Consider the following 22,481-nt stretch of genomic DNA (forward strand, 5'->3'; position numbering starts at 1 on the left):
TGGACTGGACTGGGCTACTACCTGGAGTTTTGGCCCCATACCTGGATATCGAACTATCGGATCGAGGTATGGGCACGGGAAGCGATCACCGTTGCAACCACGATTAGTGTGCCGAACCCAGATGGAGTGTTGTTGTTTCAGACAAGCAACAGCAGTCCTAAGCAATTCACCTTTTTTGGAGTGTCCATTCTCTTTCCGTGAGCCAAGAGTTTTCTGAACTACCGGGGCTACCCCTGCCCTACCAGCAAAGCGATCAGCTGCTGGTTGTCAGAAATGGGAGAACCTATCGGGCAAGTCTTGACCCTAGCATTGCCTTAGGGACTCAAAACGGGTTCACAGACCTAGAATGGGTCATTTTCCAAATTAGAAACACCCATGGTCAAGGCGGTGGTGCATTTCACCCACCGAACCAATGGTTGCCCCGACCATTCACCTTTAAATCCACCGGCTTCGGCAGTCTCAATGCCATTGGTCAGGTAGTCTTACCGGCTGGTAACTACTGTTTCAGAGGGTGGACGACCGGTATGGAGAATGGCCGCATGCGGGGCCGATTTCGATCCATGGACTCTCTGATCAATTGGCCCAGTGCCACGGCCTATTCCTTGCATTATTCCTGGCATATCCCCATTGAGGGGGTGTTTACGATTGCATCTCAAACTACCTTTGTGCTGGAGATGCGATGTGACCGTGACCGCTCGAAACCTTGGGGCTATGGCTATGAGTCCCAGCTTTCCCCCGAGCTATATGCCTCATTGTTGTTCTTTCGTAACGCTCTTTAACGTCCTATGGTTTCTACTGTTAAACAATCGGCTGTCGATGCCTTAAGTCTACTGTCTCAAGTCCTGCCCATGGCTCCCGATGCAGCCATTCAAGAAGTGGCCGTTGCCCTCAACTCTCGCATTGATCAGCAGGCCCAAGACATTTCAACCAATCAGACGCTAATCCAGGAACTGCAAGTACAAGTGGCAGAGCTACCCAACCTCCAAGAGGCTGAGCGTCAGGAAGTCTTGAGTCTGATCCAAGAGAATCTGCCGAATCTGGATTTGAGCTTCAACATCAACTATCTGGGTGAGCCAGTAGATGGACAAATCTTTCTACAAATGATTGCCGACCAGCAGGCGGCTAAGCCCGTTGCCGTTGATGAAGTGCAACGGACTGATGGTTATGTCACCAGTGCCAAAGTGCTGATGAGTGATGCCTCTGAGCAGACAATTACTTTTGAGCGCACGACGTCAGACGATGGCACCATTGCTACCTACATCGGCAGAATTTCCGATGGTGCGGGCGGTGTGGTGGATGGCTATCAAATGAAGTTCAACGTGTCTCAGCTCAGCGTGGCCGGGTTATCCCTCACCAAGACCTGGGACCAGGACTTAATCAGTCACCGACTGTTTGCAACTGGCTTATCCATTGAGTTTGAAGCCGTGACCCCAGCGAGTACTGGGGATGCTCCCGATACCCTGGGGACGGCATAACTAGCAAGCGCCTTGAAAAAGCTCAAGCGTTGTCATCCGAGAGCTAAGGCCGGTTGCCCGGCCTTTTCTGTTGCCAGGAAGGGACTATGAAAGTTTTTATCAACCAGCTACCACTCATCATTACGATTCTCACAGCTCTGGCAGGTGTGATCGGTTGGGGGATTGGCAGAGTCCGTAGAGGCTACGGGCTAGAACGGGACATCAATCATCTAAAGCGCGACTATGAAACGTTGTCTAATAACTGCAGCAAGCTATTTACTGAGTTAGAGCGACGGTTGGATCAGGCTGAAAAAGAGCTAGCCATCCTGCGAGCTGTCAATCAGGCATTGATCGCCCAAGGCCCTAGAAGTAAAACAAATGGTTAGTGAGCCTCCAAGCATGGAGGACCACTGGCCAATACCCTGGGTAACACTTCTCTATATATCGGATTCGCTGGCATTAGTCCCCCAGCAGGGTTTCGTACCACCAATCCTAAATCCACCAAAAACTGTCGGTCATCGTGGGAAATGACTCCTAACTCTTGACCCGCCAACATTGGACCAATTACCGAACGAACTCGGTCCTCTCGCAAAACACTCACCAAACTATCAAGATGAGTATCCTGCCGCCGAATCAAAACTTCTTTGGCGGTAAGCAGAAACCATCAGAGCCAGGTATAGCTGAACATTGTTAAGGTATCAATTTAAGCCGGGAAATCCTGACTGGGTGGGGAGTCAGGAGCCAGGAGCCAGTAAGGCACTGAATTCTGACTCCTGAATTCTGACTTCTGCCCTTGGGCAAACGTTCCGCTTTAAGTTGATACCCATATTAAGACCTCCAAAGTTGGCAGGTCTCACCTCACTTGGATAACTGTTTGAGAGTTCGATTCTCGCAAAAAACTTCGAGGCGCTAACGCGCCGCATAGGGGAAAAGAGCAAGGTCCCCAGGCAAAACCTGGCAACCATAGGGTAAAGGGCTACGGAAGAATCCTGGGCGCTGAACATACAACTCGAAAACCGATATCGGCGTCGCGGGCGCCGGGCGTATAGCTGAAGCGGTAAGCGGAGCGGCAATTCCTAGGATCGAAGATCCAGGAGCCGCCGCGACAGACACGTCTAGATGAATTCCCGCCTTCTGTCCAGGCACTTGCATCCGTTGGAGCACCGTCATAATTGCCATGCCAATGATCCTGGCACCACTCATAAACATTGCCATGCATGTCGCACAGCCCCCACGCATTAGCCATATCAAAGTAATCCACAGGAGTCGTTTCCTGCCGATATTCACCTTTGGGGCCATTGCCATAGGAACCTGACCACTCTAAGCTCTCGTCATCAGTTCCTCGATAGTTAGCCAGCTGAGTACTAATGGTCTCACCAAAGTGAAACGGTGTTGTCGTTTCAGCTCGACAGGCATATTCCCATTCAGCCTCCGTCGGTAAACGATAGTCACGACCTGTAAAGCGGGAAAACCGCTCGCAAAACTCTACAGCGTCATACCAGGACACTTGCTCTACCGGACGATTATCCCCCTTAAATCGGGCAGGGTCAGGCTTTAACTCTCGGGCAACCTGCTCTAAACCGGCCACAAAGCGCCATTGAGCCTGAGTAACAGGATACTTACCCATAAAGAACGTGGACACAGAGACTTGATGCTGAGGCCCTTCCCAATCCAACCGGTCTAGCTCATTGTCTGGAGAACCCATCGTAAAACGACCTGCAGGGATCTGCATCATCCGTAAGGTCAGTCCCTCGTCCAGCCTTTCATCAAAACAGGGATGCTGAGCCTTGCGTTTATTAATAGTGATGCGAGGTTCACGGTCTTGGGTTGCTGGCATGGCACAGGCTGGGAAATAGCAAACAATTGCGAGGTGCTACACACCAAAGAAAGCAAAGAACAAAAGAGCAAGATTCCCAGGCCAAGCCTGAGAACCAAAGGGTAAAGGGTTACGGAAGAATTCTGGGCGCTGAACATACAACTCGAAAACCAATATAGGTACTGCGGTTGCCGGGTAAAGGATAGTCGCGGAAAGCGGAGCGGCAATGCCTAGGAGCGTCAGCCCAAGAGCCGCCGCGTCTTACACGATTTGCCCCTTCATTATCAGTTAACCAGGCATTGCCATCCGCTGAAGCACCTTCATAGCTCTCATGCCAATGATCTTGGCACCACTCATGCACATTGCCATGCATATCACACAAACCCCAGGCATTCGCGATACCAAACTGAGCAACCGGTGTTGTCTCTCGTCGCCAGTCACCTTTTGGACCACCATTATAAGTTTTTCTACAGTCATAGTTTGCCAGCTTAGGAGTGAGGATTTTGCCAAACGAGAAAGGGGTTTGAGTCCCGGCTCGGCAGGCATATTCCCATTCAGCCTCGCTGGGCAATCGGTAGGGACGACCGGACAGTCTGGCCAGACGAGCACAAAACTCCACAGCGTCATACCAGGAAACCTGCTCCACTGGCCGATCAAGTCCTTTCGCATTAGATGGATCAACCGGTAACGGTCGATTTACTTGCCCCATCTCGGCAACCACACGCCACTGGGCCTGGGTAATGGGGTAACGCCCCATAAAAAAATCCGGCACATTTACCAAGTGTTGAGGGCCTTCAGACACTTTTCGATCCAGCTCATCCTCCGGTGAGCCCATCATAAACGTCCCCCCCCGAACCAGAATCATATCCAAAGGGATGGCCTCATTGAGTCCCTCCAGAGGCTCGGTAAAGGCTGATGCTACAGCATGGGTACGACGAGTAGTGAAAGGGGACATGAGGCAAGAATCAGGGGGTCAGGAGTCAGGGGTCAGGAGTCAGGGGTCAGGAGTCAGGAGTTTCGGGCACTCAAAGGAAAACACTCGATACTCAAAAGAAAACACTCGATATAGATGGCAAAGGGCAAGAGGGCAAGGTCCACAGGCAAAGCCTGAGAACCAGAGGGTAAAGGGTTACGGAAGAATCCTGGGCGCTGAACATACAACTCGAAAACCGAAAGAGTAGTCGCGGTGGGCGGGCGAATCGTAGTAGCGGTAAGCGGAGCGGCAATACCCCGGATAGATGAGCCAGGAGCCGCCGCGTATGACACGATTTGCTCCTTTACTACGATTTAACCAGGCACTGCCATCTGCTGGAGCACCCTCATATCTGTCATACCAATGGTCCTGACACCACTCAAACACATTGCCATGCATATCACTCAGACCAAAGGCATTGGCAATGCCAAACTCATCCACTGGAGTAGTAGATCCTCTACTTTTTCCTTTTGGCCCGCCTGCATAAGCACTGCCATCGTAATTAGCAACCTCAGTACTGATGGTTTCGCCAAAGTGAAACGGTGTGTTGGTTCTTGCGCGGCAAGCATATTCCCACTCCGCTTCAGTGGGTAAACGATACTCACGCCCCGTATGGGCAGAAAGCCGCTTACAAAACTCTACAGCGTCGTACCAGGAAACACGCTCCACAGGTCGGTTATTGCCCTTAAAACGCGAAGGGTCAGGAGCCAGGCTTTGATTAATCTGTTCCAGACCAGCTACAAAGCGCCACTGGGCCTGGGTGACTGGATACCGTCCCATCAAGAAAGGCTGCACAGCAACCTCATGCTGTGGTCCCTCATCTTTTAAGCGTTGTGGTTCAGTATCCGGTGAGCCCATGGTAAACGTTCCACCAGGGACTGAGACCATCTCTAATTCAAGTCTATCTGCATTCTCCTGACGGCCAAACCGTTGGGCGAGTCTGACAAAAAATGAAGGTCTCTTCAAAATCTCAATATAGCGATAGGCAGACCGCGTTTGACGCTGAATCACCCATTCGCTATTTGACCTCAGAACTTGACTCGATATCTCCTGGGATTGATCTAACGCCTGTCGGCGCACCAATGTGGCTGATACAAACTCAAACAGTTCAAAATCACTCCTATCAGCATCGGCCTCCCCGTTATCTGCTTCAACAACGATAGTCGCCACATTAAACTCATCTGCGATCAGTGTAATTTCAGGCGCAGCATCGGCCTGATCACTAACGTCGATCAGCTCTGCATGGACAAACTCGATATCCCTCAACTCAGGAATAGTAAAATCATCTTCTTTCTGAATATCTTCCTGTAAGGGCTCTATCCCTGATCCTTGTCGTAACCGCTGAGCAAATGCGGCATACTCCCCACCCAAGGGTTCTAAAATCTCTGCCGTCACGCTGGCAAACGACCGTAAGCCTTCTAAACCTGCCGGTGCATCCTCATTGGGATTCAGCAAAAATGCTCGGAATTCTAAGCCCTGGGAATATAGATTCCATCGCTTCTCCACCGCCGCCGATATGCTGTTGACCACCCCAATCGTTTCCTCTGGCGGCAGTACCTCTAGCAACACCCCACGCACCTTGGGCACAAAGTCATACTGCACATTATCTGGCTCCACCTGCTCTTGCCCTGGCAGGCGCTGCAACAACCCACTTAAAAACACCTCGGCCACAGGCAAGGGAGAGCTTTCCCCATGCACCATCGAGCCCCGAATTAGCCGCATCACAGGCAACGTGATCACAGGGGCAGCAGCCAGCAACATCACCAAACGTCGGGCAGACGGAGAGGCCAACTGCCTAAACCGCTCTACACGGTCACGGGCAATGGCCAAAATCTCCTCATTGACAGCGGCTGTCAACGCCTCATCATCACTAAAACTGGCATCTGCCTCAACCCGATCGCAAGCAATCTCTTCAATGGTCCTGGTTTTGGGTATCTGCCCCCCTGATTGCGGTAACAAAAAACCAGGCGTCACCTCCCGGCGATCGCCCGCTAGCATCAAACTCCAATTGGTGAGATCCCGCACCTCACTGGTAACCACCGGTATAGACACTCGATGGTCAACATCCTCCAGAGGGACATCTCGCTCCATCACTCGCTTCATCAACTGCTGATTAGCAGCACCAGGAATATCGTTCCTCAGAGCGACAGAAATACCCCGTCCCAGAGCCGTTCTCTCCCACATCCACTCCGGCAACATTTGCCAAACCATGGTCGGCATTACCCTGGCCCAGGTTTGCAGCATCGGTAGCAGCGTGCCATCCCACCAATAGGCCCCGGCACAATCACTCAACACAATGGCGATGCGTCGCCCCCGCTGCTCAAGCAACTCACTAGGGCGATGACCAGGCCGCTCCGGGTGAGATTTCAGCAGGACTTGCTCCTCAAGGTATTGGGCCTCGGCATTGATCTCAATATCAAATACCCGCAAATCCCGAAAGGCACCATACCGACGCAGAATCCGCACCACATCCTCCACCAACCGCCGCCAGATGTGCATGGAGGAACCCCGATCAATGATCAGAATGATGTCAAACCATGGCTCCACATCAGGCGCTAAAACCGGCAACCATAGACGGGTGCGGGCAATGCCCTCTGCAGTTGCCGCTTCATCCAGCTGGCGACCAGTCCCCACCTCCATCTGCCGAATCAACGGCTTCAGTGCCCGCATCACCAATAACGGATCAGTCAGCATCGCCGGGTCAGCAATCCACACCGGGAGAGTTTCCGTTGGCAACACCCCTGCTTGAGTCGCCGAGGAAACCAGATTCGCCTTCGGTTCTGACTCTGTCATTGGCAGCGGCAGTGGCGGTGGCGGTGCGTCTTCAATGGTGACAGAGGGCAATTTTTCCGGCTCTGGCTCCGTTGGTGACTCCTCAGGTCTGGTCGCAACCACTGGCTCCATCTGCAAGGCCAACCATAGGGTTTCTGCAATCTCAGTCCCGTGAAATTCCTGTTCCTCCACCAGCAACTGGATCAGCTCACTAATCGACTCTTTTGGCCCTGCCGTCTCCCCTGAGGTAGCCATTAGCCCAACTCACTCAGACGCTTGAATAGCAGCTTTTGCAGTCCTTCCATTTCTTGCTCACTCGGACTTTCCTGGCGCGTCATCAGGTAAATGGCATTCAGGAGTTGGTCTGTGGCCCGATCAGCTTTGTTGCCTTTATCAAGAAATTGAGCAATCAGCGTCTTGAGATTCTCTTCCGCCTGGGTCCATCCATTTTGATCCACTTGGTCAAAGTGCGAACGGACAATGGGCAACAAGGATGCTGGCGTTGGATTGGGCATAGTCACCCGCAAACATCGACGATAAAAGGCAGGAGGAAAGTCCCGTTCACCATTACTGGTCATCAACACAATGGGAAACTCACAGCACTTTACCCGCCCATTGGTAATGGGCACATCCATATCTCGATCAGCAGTGCGTACGGTCACGGCGGCCTCGCTCACCCTCACTCCCCCTTTGTGCCGCTTTCGCCTGACCAATTCAGGGATTTCGAACTCCCCTTCTTCAAATAGATTCAGTAAGTCGTTGGGTAAGTTCAGATCGCTTTTGTCGATTTCATCGATCAACAGTACCCGAGGCAACCGGGATGGGATAAAGGCCGTTCCCACTGGCCCCAGGTGGATATAGTCCCCTAGATCGCCTTCTTCTGAGACTGCTGCTGAGGCCTGAGCATTGCCCTGGCGGGTTTTATCCAGTTGGGCATCTTGCAGGCGTGCGATCGCATCATAACGATAAAGCGCATCCATCAGATTTGAGCGAGCCGTAATCGGCCAGGTCAAAACAGGCCCCAGCTGCAGCTCATAGGCAATGGCATAGGCCAGCGAAGTCTTGCCAGACCCCGGTGCTCCAGTCACTAACAGTGGACGCCGGAGGTGGATAGCCGCATTGACCGCATCAATAATTTCCGAATAGCCTTTTCGTTCTGCCTGACCATCGGTTTGAATCCGAAATGTGCGTCCCCGGTCAAGCATGCGTTGGTTTTCCTGAGCTTCAGCACGCAACGCCCGCCAGTACTGAGCATCTAGCTCTTGATCAACAGCCTCTAGTGGCAAAAACTCCCGCCAGGGTGGACGATCAGGCAGCGCTGCCAGTGGGTTTGAAGTATCTTCGCAATTGCCGTGAAAGTATTTCCAAGTCATAAGCTATTGGGAGAGCAAACCTAAGACGCAACTAACAGATCATCCTCTCGACGCTTATCTGGTAGTTGAGGCCAGCGCTCAGGGCAGTCACAGAGTAGTCTAAGCTGTTTAGCCGTCATATTGTTAACCTGTATCCGTCGCCGCCGCCATTGCTGGGCCAGATTGGCAAAATCTGTCAACTGGCTGGCGCTCAATAGGGTCTCAAATTCAGTTAGGCGTTCATCCGTCGTACCGTCACAAGCTGGACTCGACCATAGGGCAATCGGCACCGCCGAGTTGATAATGTCATACAAAATATCCTGGCGTTGTTCGCTATCCTCTGGCAGGTCAGCCACCAGCTTTAATCCCGGCTGCTCCTCTAAAAAAACCTCTAAATCACCGGGCTCAGGGCACGTGTCTTGCAGGTGAAACCGTTCACAAGCCTTTTGAGCCTTTACACAATCCTCTAATAACTGCCAGTTTTGACTTAACACTGTTTGGGTTGGTTTGCTGAACACGCGGTCTAGCGATCGCACCACAAAGCCTCGATGCCTGCCTAGAGAACGGGGACGTTGTTGCTCGTTTTGCACCTCCCAGTCAGCTACATTTTCCTCTAAATACACACAGGGCAAAAATAGCTCAACGGTGATTCTGCCACATCCATAAGGGCTCAACACCTCTTCAGCTTTATGAATCAGATCGGATAAATGCTCAGCCACTTGATCGAGGGAGCAGGTGATTGTATCGGCATCCCACTCAATGGAGTTCGAGACCCCTGTCGCATGCAACCCAGAAAAGACAGTGACAGAGGCTCCCTCCTTAGTAACTCGACCACTTTCTTTCAACGCCAGGAGTAAGTAACCCTGATTAATACCTGGAACAATCGGCTCAGTTTTTGTAAGAGCAATACCACCATGTACTTCCGCAACTGTTTCTCGCCAGCGCTGCAGGAAGGTAAGATCCCGTGGCTCATCTTCACTAGCACGCTGTAGCTCAACGATAGCCTGTCCTACAAACTGTACTGCTAACTGCGGATTATCATAAGACGTCAACAGGTTACGAATTTGAGCTAATTCGCTTAACTGAGGATGATCAGGTCGTATTGTCCAAAAGTCGCCATATACAACCTTGAAAGCACAGAGAAAAGCAATTTGCACATAAGCAAAATCCTTCCCAGAAAAGTTGTCAAACAAGTTTAACCAATCCGCTTTAGACACCTTAGAAGAGTGCGGTCCCACCAGTGGCTGAACTACTGACCGCTCACTTGCTTCAGCCTGCTCCGCTGGTTCTGAAAATTCCGCAGTGGTCCCAGGGAAGGAAACAGTCTTAGGTGTAACCCGTTGACGTGCAGCTTCCTCTTGGGGAAAGACAGGGCGTGTCCTGGGTTTAGCCCGCTCCTGAAGTGCCACCATTAACAGCTCTTCAGCTTCAGTTTCGGTCTTGCCCACCAAGTCTACATACACTACAGGGGCTAACATTCCTTGCGGTTGACAAGGCGAAACGCGAATGGGAAGGAGTTTACGAGCTTCAGACTCGGGATCTTGCTTGAAAGCAGCAGCCCACTCCGGTTGGGTATATGACGCCTGAAGATAAGCATCAGATAGCACCATTACGGTACGCTCAGCTTCAGTGGCCCGTTGCATATCTAGAATAAAGTTACCGCCAGGTCGAAAATCCCATGCCTGGATAATGACGCTATATCCCTTCTCCTCAAAGACCCAAGCAATCCATTCCGCCCAAGCCCGGTCGGCACTGTTGTAGCTGACAAAGAAATCTTTAGTTTCCGAATCTACCACTGGCTCAACCTAAGCGAAGAATGGAACCTGAGCGAATTTGGCATCTTGACTCTAGATGGTTTGCCTAAAAACACTGAATCATCCAAATTGGTAGCACAAGAAACCCCAATATGCACCCCAACCCATGACATAGCTCCACCGTTCTAACCATAGCTACAAAAGAAACATCACCAAAACTGATAGCGTTTCCCGATCACGGGCAATTAATAGACCTGCTCAACTTTTGACTACAGCTTCTACTCAGTCATCGCCAGGTTAACTAATATATATAGATACATCGTCGGATTTCCAATGGCGCTCACTATCGAAATCACTCCAGAACTTGAGCATCAAATCAAACAGGCTGCAGAAAGAGCAGGGCTGACCCCAGATACTTACGTTTTACAGCTACTGCATCAAAGCCTTCAACAACAAGCGCCCAAAAAAGCTATAGAGGCTCAGCTCCCAAAAGAGCAAGCTGATCTAATTCAAATCATCAATCAAAGCTTTTCAGATATTGAGTGGCAACGTTATCACTCCCTTATTGGGAAGCGTGACTCCGAAACACTAACTCCCGAAGAACATGAGGACCTGGTTACACTATCCGATCAACTCGAAGAAGCCAACGCCGAACGCATTCAGGCCGTTGCAGATCTTGCAAAACTACGTTGTATGTCTGTCAATGCACTGATGCCTGAGCTGGACCTTCAGCCAATAGTCCATGCCTGCGTCGAAACTTTCTAGAATACTAGAACGGTAAACCTAATCAATAGGCTGAGTGACAAATCCTACAATAGGAAAGAATGCTTGCAAGGCAACTATTAAAATGGCACAGATTACGATCGAAGTTCCTGACGAATTTGCTCAACGCCTAGCCCCTTTTCAAAGCGAACTCTCTGATATTTTCACGCGCTTCATTTCGGCCACGTTACTGAGCGAAACTTCGGACAGTGAATCCTTGCCTTCTATAGACATGGCCACTCCACCTGCCACCTATCAAGAAGTAGTTGATTTCCTGATCAGTCGTCCTACATCCCAACAAATAATTGGTTTCAAGGTTTCTGACCAATCCCAAACTCGTTTACAAAATCTATTACAAAAAAATCGCGAGGCATCCCTTAGCCCAGCCGAAAAAGGCGAATTAGATCTATACGAACAGCTCGACCATCTTGTGAGCTTACTTAAAGTCAGAGCTTTTTCTAACCTCAAGCCTTCGCCTGAAGTCTGATCACAGCATGGCTTATATTCCAGACTCATTAAGAAGAGCAGTCAGCAAGCGAGCTGAAGGGAAATGTGAGTATTGCCAAATCCATCAGACTTTTTCAATTTACACTCACGAAATTGATCATGCCGTCGCCATCAAACATGGTGGCCAGACCAATACAGACAATCTGGTCTTAGCCTGCTTACCTTGCAATCGTCATAAAGGATCGGACCTAACCAGCATTGATCCATTCACTGGGGAAATTACGCCATTATTTAACCCCCGAATCAATACATGGAGCAAACATTTTGAACTTCAGGATGCTTATATTCTGGGACTCACAGCCATTGGACGGACCACCATTTTCTTACTAAAGTTCAATGATGCAAATCGACTCCAACGGCGACAATTACTAATATCGCAAGGGCTCTATCCAGATTTACCCACAATTACCTAATGCGCATCTGAGTATAAAATTGCTAAAGTCTAAAAAAAAATCAGCCTCGCAAGAGAACTGAAAACAATAAAATTCAGGCCATTTTTTAGGCTAGCATTTAGACCTAGACATCTGAAACAACGATTCAAAAAAGGCTTACGCTTCAGACATCATGATTTTCGAATTCCCCTGGGGGTATCAAAAAAATAAGCGCTGCTGAAAACTTTAACAGCAGCGCTTATTTTTTTGCCTTGTGTACATATGAAACGAATTGATAATTATTATGATGGGCATGCTGTAAGCTGCTAACGATTATTCATGCCTTGTCCCAACTGTCCAAGTCGCTCAGTCATAAAGCATGGAGCACAGCTTAGTAGTAGCCAAACTGGTCAGAAAACGGTTACTCGACGCAGTCATAAAGCTCTATGGTGGGCAGCCAGCGCACTCGTGATATTAGGTCTCTCACCCTGGTGGCTGAACAAAGTCTTGCAGATGAGCATTGCAAGACCAGATCCTAGTGCATCAGCAGATGCCATTGTGGTGCTAGGGCGAGGCCCAGACTATACAAAATATAGAACTGACGCAGCAATACAGCTATGGAATGCAGGTAAGGCTCCCCATATATTTATCAGCGGGATCCTAGATGCTCCTGTCATAATTGAACTCGCCACTAATAGAGGCATCCCTGCAGTCAGCATTAGCGGGGAAAGCTGCTCCCGTAGCACATGGGAAAATGCTTTTTATTCTGAGCTACTGATGCCTAACCAAGTAGCATCTTCACCAAAACCAACGATATTACTGATCACCGACGAGCTGCATATTGCTCGTGCCACCTTAATCTTCCGTAGCTTTGGGTTTGAGGTGATTCCCCATCCTGTTAAAGCCGACTTTTCTATGTGGCGTGAGCATATTTTCCGTGAGTTCTTCGTTCTTATTTATTACGCTGTATCGGGACGATTACAACCACCCACAAACGAAGACTACCAAATGGCCACCACTGACGCACAGTCAAGAATTCCAAGACGACAGTGCATCCTGGCACAGGAATAAACTAGGTGGGAATAGCACATAAGAGCAAAATAGTTAGCTATCAGCATGAGCGACAGCTAACTATTTTGGATGCATCTATCGTAAAAAGCTCAACAAAAAACTACCGTCAGTTTTTTTCTTAGGCAAATTGCTCTTTGGTGCGATCGCAAATGGCCAGTAAGTTTTGAGTTAGATTATGACAAATATGGTGCTCAATCAGCTGCACAGGCATAGCTAGCGGTGGTTGCACAATAAGCTCATAACACAACAGCGTAGCCGCCTGACTACCCAGAAGCGCAGGTTGCAAAGACCAGCGTCCCAGAAATTTCTTAAAGTCACCCTCAACCATTGAGAACTTAATTTCCCGAGGAAAAACTTCCGTCATATCCAAAATGACGCGCGCACAAAATTTAAAATTCAAAAAACATTGAGCCCCGATTTGCTCTAATCGGATACCTCCGTCCGGACGACTTAATAGTCGACTACTAGTCAAGTTAGGAACAAAGTCTGCCAGACTCTCATAATCAGTTAACACATTCCAGACCTGATCTAGAGAACAAGGAACAGCCACAGATGCTACAATCTGCCGCTGACGAGGAGCTAACTTTTCAGTTGTGATACTGACGTTCTGACAAGCAGAAGGGCTGAGATGAATAACAGAGTTACCATCCGTCACCTTATTTGAGGTAAAAGCTAAAGCGTCCTGATTCACAGTCAACCAAACTTATAAAACAGCAGATGTGTAACTAGGTATGTTTTCCTAGTAGCTTAACCTATCTACCTGCGATAATCGCATCCTCAAGAGAAAAATATTTTTCTTGAGCCAGAGGAGCGAACCGCGAATCACACAGCCATCACGGCAGGAGTATATGCATTAAGCATACTAGACAGACTTAGCTTACATAGAGTGCCCGGCCAGTTATAACTTCACGCATTGGAGTCGCCTATTCAAAGAACGATGTCTTGCCATACAAAACACATACAACTGATATCGAAAAATTGATGCATATATATAGAGAACAACTGGACAAACTTACCCTGCAGTTAATGCCACAAGTAAGCTCCTATATATATGTGTTAAGCAATCATCTACCTTGTCCATCTAGCCAGATGCCAAACGTCCAAACCCTGCAGTAGCGTTTACCTAAGATCTTGTCAGCAAGCTATCGTCACCAAACGATCCTCTCACACTCAGCAATCCCGTCCCTAAGTGACAGCCTCAGTCAACTCTTCAGCCTTTAAGATGTACAGGTATCACTTGTTTCCGAACAAGCAAGCTGGCCTACCTTGGAGTAACACCGTGCTGCTGTCAAAAGGGTTTGAAGTCGAAATGTATACCGGCCATACTGATGGAAAAATAATCGGTCTGTCCGACAAGATTACCAAGTCCCTCAGTGGGTTTGTCCGAGAACCAGACAGTCGAAATGTTGAGTACACCACGCCTCCACTTCAACATTACGAGCAACTACTCTGTGAGCTAGTCAGTCCCCGCCGCCGTTTGAGAAACTTTTTACAGAATCTTGACTCACGCTATACCCTAATTCCAGGTAGTACCTTATCCACGGGCAATAGCAAGATTTTTTATCGCTCTGATCCAAACAATCCCTATCACGCCTACATTGAAAACACTTACGGGACTAACGTCGTCACTGCTAGTATTCACATTAACCTTGGCATTAGCGATCCAGAGATGTTGATGCGCGCCTATCGACTCATTAGAGCTGAAGCACCCCTGATTTTAGCTTTGAGCGCATCATCCCCGTTTCTCGACAACCAAATGACCGGCTATCACTCCACCCGCTGGCATGTATTCCCCCAAACTCCACAGCACGTTCCTCTATTTGAAAGCCATCGCCACTTCATTCAATGGACTGAAGAACAGCTCAAGCTAGGTACGATGCAAAATGTACGACATCTCTGGAGTTCGGTACGTCCAAACGGAGACTATCGCCCCTACAATCTCAACCGACTGGAAATCAGGATTTCCGACTTAGTGACTGACCCAATTCACCTCTTGGCAATTACTGCGTTCCTTGAATCTCGGATTCTTCAACTTCAACAGGATCCAACCCTAGATCCCCTGATTGCCAGCCAACTTCCTGCCCAAAGCCGCCACGATGACTTACTAGACATCATTTATAAAAACGAAATACAAGTCGCCAAAGCTAGTCTCAACGCACAATTACGTCATTGGCATGACGGAAAACCTATCAACGCTTCCACCTGGATTATGCAAATCTATAACGATGTTCTGCCAATTGCTAAAGCCCATGGCATTGCTTGCTTCTTAACTCCAATCAAACAAATTGTGAGAGAAGGTAACCAAGCACAAAACTGGATCAAGCAATGTGAAACAGGCATGGATGTCACCCAAATAATTGCACAAACCATTCAAGTCATGGAAACTCAGGAGAAAGCCCTACAAAGTGACCTGTGCCAACCAGCCTAAGAGGCATCACACTACAGCTTGGCTATCCAGAGGCTCAAGCCACAGAGAAAACCATTTTCAGTTATCGAACACCTACGATCCTTAGGACTATCAATCCTTTCATTCCGTCAGGACACCTAAAAACTTGCTCCGCTTCGTAATTTAGTTCGATTGATTAGTAACACCTATATAAAACCGTTTGAAATGGCCCTGAAGAGTCAAATGGGCAACTCAAAACGGAAGGTCTCACTCTTTAAGGTGATGTCAATGCCCAAAATTGTACTTGTTTATCCAGAAATACCCCCTAATACAGGCAATATCGCTCGTACTTGTGCTGCCACAACCACTGAACTACACCTCGTAGAACCTCTAGGCTTTGAACTCAGTGATCGGTATCTCAAAAGAGCGGGCTTAGATTACTGGCCTCACGTTAACTTACAAGTCCACTCATCCCTAAAAAGCTTCTGCCAGCATCATCAAGCCAGAGGTGGCAGACTGATTGGATTTACAACCAGAAGCCAATATAGCTACATAGAGATTAACTACAAGGAAGATGATTGGCTGCTATTTGGCAGCGAGAGTCAGGGGCTACCTCAGGAGTTCTTAGAGACCTGTGACCATACAGCGAAAATTCCTATGCCCCACCAGAGTGTCCGTAGTCTCAATCTTTCAGTCAGTGCAGCAGTGGGCTTGTTTGAGGCACTCCGACAAATCGGCCATCTCAGCTCCTCAACCCACCCTTAAAGCGCTCAAAGAACTCATCATTCGACTGTAGGGATTATCAGTGAGCAGACTATATATCTATGAACCCATAGATATATATAGAGAAAGATCACAAAAGGACTACTCACAATAAATAGAAGATTAACCTGGGTCTGGCAGCATCCTTCAAGTTAAAAAGAGATGCTCATCATGATTCATCTTTCGGGTGTAAACAACACAACAAGCTCCGTAGACAAGCATCAAAGACAGTCACCTAAGATACAAACCTGGAATTCCAGCGATAAAAATTTTCTATCACCGCCCAGGCATGCCAGCGCTCTAATCTCGATCAAATTGGTGAAAGAACTGGGCAGCATAGGAAAGCAGACTTTTTAGGTGAATCAACCTTGACAAAATTACAGGATGGGAAATGAGGATAGTCTTCACCAAAAATCCTGTTTGACTCAAGATCAGCAGAATAGTCTAAAGGCTTGTCTACAAAAGGATTCGAAAGATTCCGGACGACTCATCTAACCCCTTATGAAAATAAAAATCCATGGCAATTTCAATTTCATGTTGATTTTGGAGAATCTAATGGAACTTGTTTTGTACGGGATTGATCTTTTGATTAAGTCGTGTAAACTTGCCTAAGTTGGGTATGAATGGTGTTTACCTGCTGTAGGACATTTTTGGCTTCATGCTGGTACACCGTCTACCTGATTCAACTTGTAGTCAACGACCCGCGAGCGGGCAGCTGCATAGGGACAAGTTGGTTTCGAACAGTTGAACGCTGGTCATTTAGGAGGTTATTCCTTGAAACGAGCAAATTCTCAGGAGCCCAAGTCTGAAACAAGTCATTCATGTTTTTCCAACATTAATGCTGTTAATGAGCAAGCTCCGTCTGGAAACGCTGGTAGATCAAAGTCTGCCGCTATGCTGGGACTTGCACTTTCATTTGGTGCATCTGGAGTTTTATTCGCAGATAGTGAAGCAACCGCAGCGGTTGGGTCCTTTGTTGTTACAAAGTCCGCAGCTTCAAGCGAATCACCCCAGCTACCATCTGTACTAAACAAGCAGATTGATCAGTATTCGGTGAATGGTCAAGGTTTAGCGGTCTATCACACCGTTGAGCAGGGTGATAGTCTTTGGCAAATTGCCAAGGAGCATCAGGTTGAGGTCCAAGACATTAAGGTTGCCAACCGTATATCTCCTGATTCCCCCCTACAGGTAGGTCAGGTAATTAAGGTTCCTAATGAAGATCAAACCAAACCGACATTAGTATCTCTGCTGCCAGGCGTACAGAGAAGTTCTAATGAGCAAGCTCAAAACCCCAGCCTTGAAAGTCTAATGGCGAGTATTGGGGAGAATGATGCCGCCACTGACCTACAAAACGCTGAGGCATCTAATGCAACTCCAGAAGATGAGCCTACTGTTGTAGCTGCTGAAGAACTTACTGGTGATATTTCTCTGCGCTCAGCTGGATTGGTCTCACAATCTGATGGATTCCAGGCTGATCTAGAACAGTTAGCATCAGCATCCAATACTGACATTAGAAGCAATCCAGCCGATATCACCAATGAGGTACAGGCTGATGAGTTAGAAGCGACTGCTCTTGATGAGCCTGTGAATGAACTCACTGCTTCTCCTGAGCAAGATCCAGATGTCACCGATACGGCATCTGAAGGGTATCAAGTTGAGGTTCGTCCCGGCGATACCGTTGAAGATATTGCAATGGCCTTGGGAACAACTTCCGAGGAACTCGCAGAAGTCAATGGTTTAGAGGATCCTGACTTTATCGTAGCGGGCGACACTCTAGCACTTCCAGAAGAAGTAGCTAATGAGCTTACTATCTCTGAGGCTGTTACTTCTCTGGCACAAGTTTCGCCCGAGATCACGGCTTCTTCTTCGGGCATTGGTGGCTTTGATGGTACTCGTTTAAGTCGTTTGCAATCGACAGTCGAGAATCGCATTGATGCATCCTCTATGCTGGATAAGCTTCAGGGTGCTCAATCGGCTGAAGTTATGACACAGACTTCCATTGATACCCCTGAAGCAGAAGCGGATGAGGTATCTATCGAAGATCCATACACAGCTGACTTATTGGCAGACGTTAACTCTGCTCAACAAATAAGCGGTTCCCTAACTCAGGATAACGAGGTTGCATTACGACAACCTGTTCAATCCGCAGAGAGCATTGTGGTCAATCCTGAGTTTCAGGGAAGTCATTTGGAAGCAAGAGCTACATCTGATGAGACATCTCAACGCTCGGAACTGCTAGCAGCAGCTCCCCTAGATCCAAGCGTCTATGTATCGTCTCCAGCTCCAGCAACTGGACAGGTAGTATCGCCTGAGATGCCAATTCTGCCTTCAGCGGATGAATATCTGCCAGAAGCGCCTGATTACTTCAATGGGTATATTTGGCCTACCCGAGGAACTCTGACATCTGGCTATGGCTGGCGTTGGGGACGAATGCACCGTGGTATTGATGTTGCAGGCCCTGTAGGAACTCCTATTGTGTCAGCAGCTCCCGGTGTCGTTGAAAGAGCGGGTTGGAACTCCGGCGGTTATGGGAATCTGGTCGAAGTACGTCATGCCGACGGTAGTATGACGCGTTATGCTCATAACAGTCGTATCGTAGTTCGCTCAGGTCAACGAGTGACTCAAGGTCAACATATTGCTGACATGGGTAGTACTGGATACAGTACGGGTCCTCATCTTCACTTTGAGGTTCACTTACCTGAACGTGGAACAGTGAACCCAATGGCAATGTTACCTGGACGGTAAAGGTCTCAGCTTTACTTAATATCAAAAGGCAAGCACCGATTTACTGTGAGTAAATCGGTGCTTGCCTTCGCATAGGTCAATAGGGATTGCAATCACAACTTGCCATTGGCAGTATTAGGCTTACTCCCGGCGAAGAATTCAATTCCCTATTTAGTTCCTTGACATTTCGTGATAAATTTAATGAGTTGCTAAATGTAAAGTGACAACAACCGGCTCAGTAGCTCAGTGGTAGAGCAGGGGACTCATAAGCCCTTGGTCACGTGTTCAAATCACGTCTGAGCCATTTTAATCCCTAAATATACGTGTTTTCTTGAATTATGCTAACTTGATTAGCAGTTTTGAGGGAATCAATTCACGGTATAGAATCGTATTTGAAAGCTAATGCCATCAAGCATTAGCCATAGGCTTTCGTCGTTTGCAAAGTAGTCAACTTAATTTACAGGAGACAAGCGGATGAGTAACTTAGCGGAAGGATGTCTGCGTGTTGGTCAGCCTGCTCCTGACTTCACGGCAACTGCCGTTGTTGATCAGGAGTTTAAAACTATTAAACTATCTGACTATCGTGGACAGTATGTCGTTCTATTTTTCTATCCGCTAGACTTTACCTTTGTTTGTCCAACCGAAATTACAGCTTTTAGCGATCGCTACGATGAGTTTAAGGATCTCAACACTGAAGTGTTAGGAGTTTCAGTTGACAGTGAGTTTTCCCACTTAGCTTGGATACAAACTGAGCGAAAAGCTGGTGGCCTGGGAGATTTAGCCTATCCTTTGGTATCCGATATCAAGAAGGAAATCAGCTCTGCCTACAATGTACTAGAGCCTGAAGCAGGTGTCGCATTGCGTGGTCTATTTCTCATTGATAAAGATGGGACTGTACAGCATGCAACGATTAATAACCTGTCATTTGGTCGTAGCGTTGATGAAACCCTTCGTGTGCTGCAAGCAGTGCAGCATGTGCAATCTCATCCAGACGAAGTTTGTCCAGCGGGTTGGACTCCAGGGGAGAAAACGATGAACCCCGATCCCGTGAAATCGAAAGAATTCTTTGCTTCGATTTAGACTGCTGCCCCAAAGTCAGCAGTACCTATAACCCAAATCTAGTCCCTATTTAATTATCAATGACCGCAGCTTTCAAGCTGACCTCTATGGATTTCCGAGGGGTCATTAGTCGGCGATTTTTTAAAAACTTTTTACCATTACCTGCATTAAACAGGTTTCAGGTAGGGCAAACCTTACCTGATTTTGAGTTGCCTGTAGTCGGTCAAAGAGCCCCAATCAAGCTGTCCAGTTATCGCCACAAGGCGGTGATCGTCATCGCCTTTACACGCATTTTTACCGAAAAGCAATACTGCCCCTTCTGTTATCCCCATATTGTTTCGATGGTGGCAGCTCACAAACAGTTTGAGCAACTCGGTGCCGAAGTACTCATGATTACGAGTACGGATATGCGCCAAAGTAAAATCGTGCAGCAGGACCTTGGGTTAGCGATGCCATTACTGGTGAATCCTAGCTGTGCTACTTTTCGCCTCTATGGCACAGGCCAAGCTTTGGGCGCTCCGCTACCAGCACAGTTTGTAATCGACCGAACAGGCAAACTCAGGTTTCAGCATTTGTTTTCATTTGCCCACACCAATGCCAGCGCTGAAAGGCTATTATGGGCCGTCCACAATGCCAGTCGCTAACTTAAAATCCAGACTTTAGCTTTTAAGTATTCAAAAAACGGAGAGGGAGGGATTCGAACCCTCGATAGAGCTTACGCCCTATAACTCCTTAGCAGGGAGCCGCTTTCAACCACTCAGCCACCTCTCCAAGGTGAGATTTGCATTATAACAAGCTATCTTCAGCAGGGTAAAGCTTTCTAGCGTTATTTCTTGGGATAATGCGCGGCAATCGATGTTTAAAGCCGCATAAAATCTCCCAAGAAATGGTCCCAACCCAGTTAGCCCAAGCATCTGCAGTCAACTGGTGGGAAGGAGATGCACCGAGCAAAGTGACGATATCCCCTTCTTTTAATCCATGTATATCAGATACATCCAACATCAGCTGATCCATCGTAATCGCACCAATTTGGCGCACACACTCATCGCCAATGAGCACATGCATCTGATTCGACAATAAACGGGGAATGCCATCGGCATAGCCAATCCCAACAACAGCAATGGTCATGGGATGCTCTGCCACAAACCGATGTCCGTAACTCACACCGGCACCAGCGGCAATTGGCTTTAAGTGTGTAATACGTGCTTTCACCTCTAGTGCGGGTTTTAAGTTTAGGACGGCTTTCAAGTGAGGGGAGGGTGCTAAGCCATAAAGACCCAAGCCGATCCGAACCATATCGTACTGAAGTGCAGCAGCATCGCTGAGTGTAGCCGCTGTATTCGCTAAATGTAGGCGAGCGGGCAAGCGGTTGTGACGTTGGAGCATAGCGATCGCACGCTTAAACCGCTCATGTTGACGACGCATCTCCGTCTCATCAGCTTCATCAGCCGTCGCAAAATGGGAATACAGATTCGTAATCTGCAGCGCAGGTAAACCCGCCACAAACTCCACAAACTCAACCGCTCGCTGCCAATCAAAGCCCAAACGAGACATCCCTGTATCTAGCTTGATATGGACCGGGAGTGGCAAACAAGCATCGCTCAATGCTTCTGCAAATACTAACGCTTGCTTGGGAGTAACAATTGTAGGCTGTAGCTGCCAACGCGCCAGCGCTCGTACCTCATCAGCATGATGTAATGCCCCCATCACCAAGATCGGAACATTGAGGCCAGCCTGGCGTAGCTCAATACCTTCAGGCACCGTTGCTACCCCTAGCCATGTTGCCCCTGCCGATACAGCAGCTCGGGCCACGGCAACCGCACCATGACCATAGGCATCCGCTTTGACCACCGCCATCAAGTCCGTCGTCGGTCGCAAAAGCCGCCGAAACTGGCACACATTGTGCTGAATCGCATCCAAGTTGATTTCTACCCAGGCCCGCGAGCATCTCATGGCTGACACGCTGGGCGTATCGTCCCAACTCAACATATTGATCTCCTTTGCCGCCAAGTTACAGTACGGCTAGATTACGGCCATAGCAAAGCCATAGCACAGTATCGGAAGTACCCAGGCACTCCAACGACCTGTGCTAGTATCAAATCACAACTTTTAGATGAACCTCAATGAGTAAGGTTCTTGTCTTGAATGCGTCCTATGAGCCGTTGAACATTACGAGTTGGCGGCGGGCTGTTGTATTGATTATCAAAGGCAAGGCTGAAACCGTAGAACATAACGGTTTAGTGATATACACTAATTTTCCTCTGCCGACAGTAATTAGGTTACGTCACTACGTACGTATCCCATACAAAGAAATTCCTCTAACTCGCCGCAATCTGCTGTACCGCGATAACCATACCTGCCAGTACTGTGGCTACGCTGGAGACGGGCTCACACTAGACCACATTGTTCCCCGTTCCCGTGGTGGCAAGGAAGTCTGGGAAAACATGGTATCAGCTTGTGTGCGGTGTAATGTCAAAAAGGGTAATCGCACCCCAAAAGAAGCCAGAATGCCATTACGAATTACACCACGCAAACCCCATAGCAGTCTTTACTTTGAAATTGCACGCCACACTCGTGGAGATGCCCATAAGGAATGGCGTAAGTACGTAATTGGCCTGACAGGTTAATCTACCTACACACCGTCCAAGCATTACGCAAAATTATCTAACTCCTTCTTGTGCATGGCATCCCAAGACGCATTGCTTCAATCTTCCAATC

The 22,481-nt window shown here is 48.4% G+C and carries 21 protein-coding genes, 2 tRNA genes and 1 pseudogene; 15 read left to right on the plus strand and 9 right to left on the minus strand.

Annotated elements, in window-relative coordinates:
- From IXB50_RS17915 to IXB50_RS17930, 4 genes are all read left to right on the plus strand, one after another.
- Window positions 1-201, plus strand: a 201-nt coding sequence (locus tag IXB50_RS17915; RefSeq protein WP_215610365.1) for a hypothetical protein, incomplete at its 5' end; no start/stop codon positions are given.
- Entirely contained in the window at window positions 198-779 is a 582-nt protein-coding gene (locus IXB50_RS17920; protein ID WP_215610366.1) for a hypothetical protein, read from the plus strand. The genes IXB50_RS17915 and IXB50_RS17920, both read left to right, overlap by 4 nt.
- Window positions 780-785: 6 nt before the next feature.
- Window positions 786-1,475: a hypothetical protein gene (locus IXB50_RS17925; RefSeq protein ID WP_215610367.1), complete on the plus strand. Its 690-nt coding sequence runs from the start codon at window positions 786-788 to the stop codon at window positions 1,473-1,475.
- An 86-nt stretch (window positions 1,476-1,561) separates the two neighbouring features.
- A complete protein-coding gene (locus IXB50_RS17930; RefSeq protein WP_215610368.1) occupies window positions 1,562-1,840 on the plus strand; it encodes a hypothetical protein in 279 nt (92 codons plus the stop codon).
- A 20-nt stretch (window positions 1,841-1,860) separates the two neighbouring features.
- On the opposite strand, the pseudogene IXB50_RS17935 reads toward IXB50_RS17930, so the two are convergent.
- The 6 genes and pseudogenes from IXB50_RS17935 to IXB50_RS17960 form a co-directional block, all read right to left on the minus strand.
- Window positions 1,861-2,103 (minus strand): annotated as a pseudogene (locus IXB50_RS17935) (ATP-binding protein); the annotation flags it as partial.
- A 327-nt stretch (window positions 2,104-2,430) separates the two neighbouring features.
- Window positions 2,431-3,291 (minus strand): formylglycine-generating enzyme family protein, encoded by an 861-nt coding sequence (locus tag IXB50_RS17940; RefSeq protein WP_215610369.1) that lies wholly within the window; start codon window positions 3,289-3,291, stop codon window positions 2,431-2,433.
- Between the two features lie 109 nt (window positions 3,292-3,400).
- The gene (locus IXB50_RS17945; RefSeq protein WP_215610370.1) at window positions 3,401-4,225 is read right to left on the minus strand and encodes a formylglycine-generating enzyme family protein; all 825 of its coding nucleotides are present in this window, start codon (window positions 4,223-4,225) and stop codon (window positions 3,401-3,403) included.
- A gap of 174 nt (window positions 4,226-4,399) precedes the next feature.
- Window positions 4,400-7,270, minus strand: coding sequence for a formylglycine-generating enzyme family protein (locus IXB50_RS17950; protein ID WP_246564662.1), 2,871 nt, complete (start codon window positions 7,268-7,270; stop codon window positions 4,400-4,402).
- Entirely contained in the window at window positions 7,270-8,388 is a 1,119-nt protein-coding gene (locus IXB50_RS17955; RefSeq protein ID WP_215610371.1) for an AAA family ATPase, read from the minus strand. The genes IXB50_RS17950 and IXB50_RS17955 overlap by 1 nt, the downstream gene beginning before the upstream one ends.
- Window positions 8,389-8,408: 20 nt before the next feature.
- Entirely contained in the window at window positions 8,409-10,163 is a 1,755-nt protein-coding gene (locus tag IXB50_RS17960) for a TIR domain-containing protein (protein WP_215610372.1), read from the minus strand.
- Between the two features lie 291 nt (window positions 10,164-10,454).
- On the opposite strand from IXB50_RS17960, the gene IXB50_RS17965 reads away from it, so the two are divergent.
- From IXB50_RS17965 to IXB50_RS17980, 4 genes are all read left to right on the plus strand, one after another.
- Complete coding sequence (locus IXB50_RS17965; protein ID WP_215610373.1) at window positions 10,455-10,886, plus strand: hypothetical protein; 432 nt, start codon at window positions 10,455-10,457, stop codon at window positions 10,884-10,886.
- 82 nt (window positions 10,887-10,968) lie between these two features.
- Window positions 10,969-11,370, plus strand: a complete 402-nt coding sequence (locus IXB50_RS17970) for a hypothetical protein (protein WP_215610374.1) — start codon at window positions 10,969-10,971, stop codon at window positions 11,368-11,370.
- Window positions 11,371-11,377: 7 nt separating this feature from the next.
- On the plus strand, window positions 11,378-11,803 hold the full coding sequence (locus IXB50_RS17975; protein ID WP_215610375.1) for an HNH endonuclease: 426 nt from the start codon (window positions 11,378-11,380) through the stop codon (window positions 11,801-11,803).
- Between the two features lie 471 nt (window positions 11,804-12,274).
- The gene (locus IXB50_RS17980; RefSeq protein ID WP_246564665.1) at window positions 12,275-12,832 is read left to right on the plus strand and encodes a YdcF family protein; all 558 of its coding nucleotides are present in this window, start codon (window positions 12,275-12,277) and stop codon (window positions 12,830-12,832) included.
- Window positions 12,833-12,950: 118 nt separating this feature from the next.
- Here the strand turns inward: IXB50_RS17980 and IXB50_RS17985 are convergent, their stop codons facing one another.
- On the minus strand, window positions 12,951-13,523 hold the full coding sequence (locus IXB50_RS17985) for an SRPBCC family protein (RefSeq protein ID WP_215610377.1): 573 nt from the start codon (window positions 13,521-13,523) through the stop codon (window positions 12,951-12,953).
- A 588-nt stretch (window positions 13,524-14,111) separates the two neighbouring features.
- Between IXB50_RS17985 and gshA the strand changes: the two genes are divergently transcribed.
- From gshA to IXB50_RS18015, 6 genes are all read left to right on the plus strand, one after another.
- The gene (gene gshA / locus IXB50_RS17990; RefSeq protein ID WP_215610378.1) at window positions 14,112-15,260 is read left to right on the plus strand and encodes a glutamate--cysteine ligase; all 1,149 of its coding nucleotides are present in this window, start codon (window positions 14,112-14,114) and stop codon (window positions 15,258-15,260) included.
- Between the two features lie 246 nt (window positions 15,261-15,506).
- A complete protein-coding gene (locus tag IXB50_RS17995) occupies window positions 15,507-15,983 on the plus strand; it encodes a tRNA (cytidine(34)-2'-O)-methyltransferase (RefSeq protein ID WP_215610379.1) in 477 nt (158 codons plus the stop codon).
- A gap of 771 nt (window positions 15,984-16,754) precedes the next feature.
- On the plus strand, window positions 16,755-18,725 hold the full coding sequence (locus IXB50_RS18000; protein ID WP_215610380.1) for a peptidoglycan DD-metalloendopeptidase family protein: 1,971 nt from the start codon (window positions 16,755-16,757) through the stop codon (window positions 18,723-18,725).
- A gap of 211 nt (window positions 18,726-18,936) precedes the next feature.
- Window positions 18,937-19,008 (plus strand) — tRNA-Met (locus IXB50_RS18005).
- 170 nt (window positions 19,009-19,178) lie between these two features.
- Window positions 19,179-19,784 carry a peroxiredoxin gene (locus IXB50_RS18010; protein WP_215610381.1) on the plus strand — a complete coding sequence of 202 codons (606 nt, stop codon included), beginning with the start codon at window positions 19,179-19,181 and terminating at the stop codon, window positions 19,782-19,784.
- Between the two features lie 59 nt (window positions 19,785-19,843).
- Window positions 19,844-20,407 (plus strand): peroxiredoxin family protein, encoded by a 564-nt coding sequence (locus IXB50_RS18015; protein ID WP_215610382.1) that lies wholly within the window; start codon window positions 19,844-19,846, stop codon window positions 20,405-20,407.
- 38 nt (window positions 20,408-20,445) lie between these two features.
- Here the strand turns inward: IXB50_RS18015 and IXB50_RS18020 are convergent.
- Both IXB50_RS18020 and alr read right to left on the minus strand, forming a co-directional pair.
- Window positions 20,446-20,534, minus strand: a tRNA-Ser gene (locus IXB50_RS18020).
- 15 nt (window positions 20,535-20,549) lie between these two features.
- Window positions 20,550-21,752: an alanine racemase gene (gene alr, locus IXB50_RS18025; protein WP_215610383.1), complete on the minus strand. Its 1,203-nt coding sequence runs from the start codon at window positions 21,750-21,752 to the stop codon at window positions 20,550-20,552.
- Between the two features lie 134 nt (window positions 21,753-21,886).
- Here alr and IXB50_RS18030 point away from each other — a divergent pair, with 134 nt between their 5' ends.
- Entirely contained in the window at window positions 21,887-22,390 is a 504-nt protein-coding gene (locus tag IXB50_RS18030) for an HNH endonuclease (RefSeq protein WP_215610384.1), read from the plus strand.
- The last annotated feature ends 91 nt before the right edge of the window (window positions 22,391-22,481 follow it).

This window comes from Leptothoe spongobia TAU-MAC 1115 (genome assembly GCF_018739885.1).
Taxonomy (GTDB): Bacteria; Cyanobacteriota; Cyanobacteriia; order Phormidesmidales; family Phormidesmidaceae; genus Leptothoe; species Leptothoe spongobia.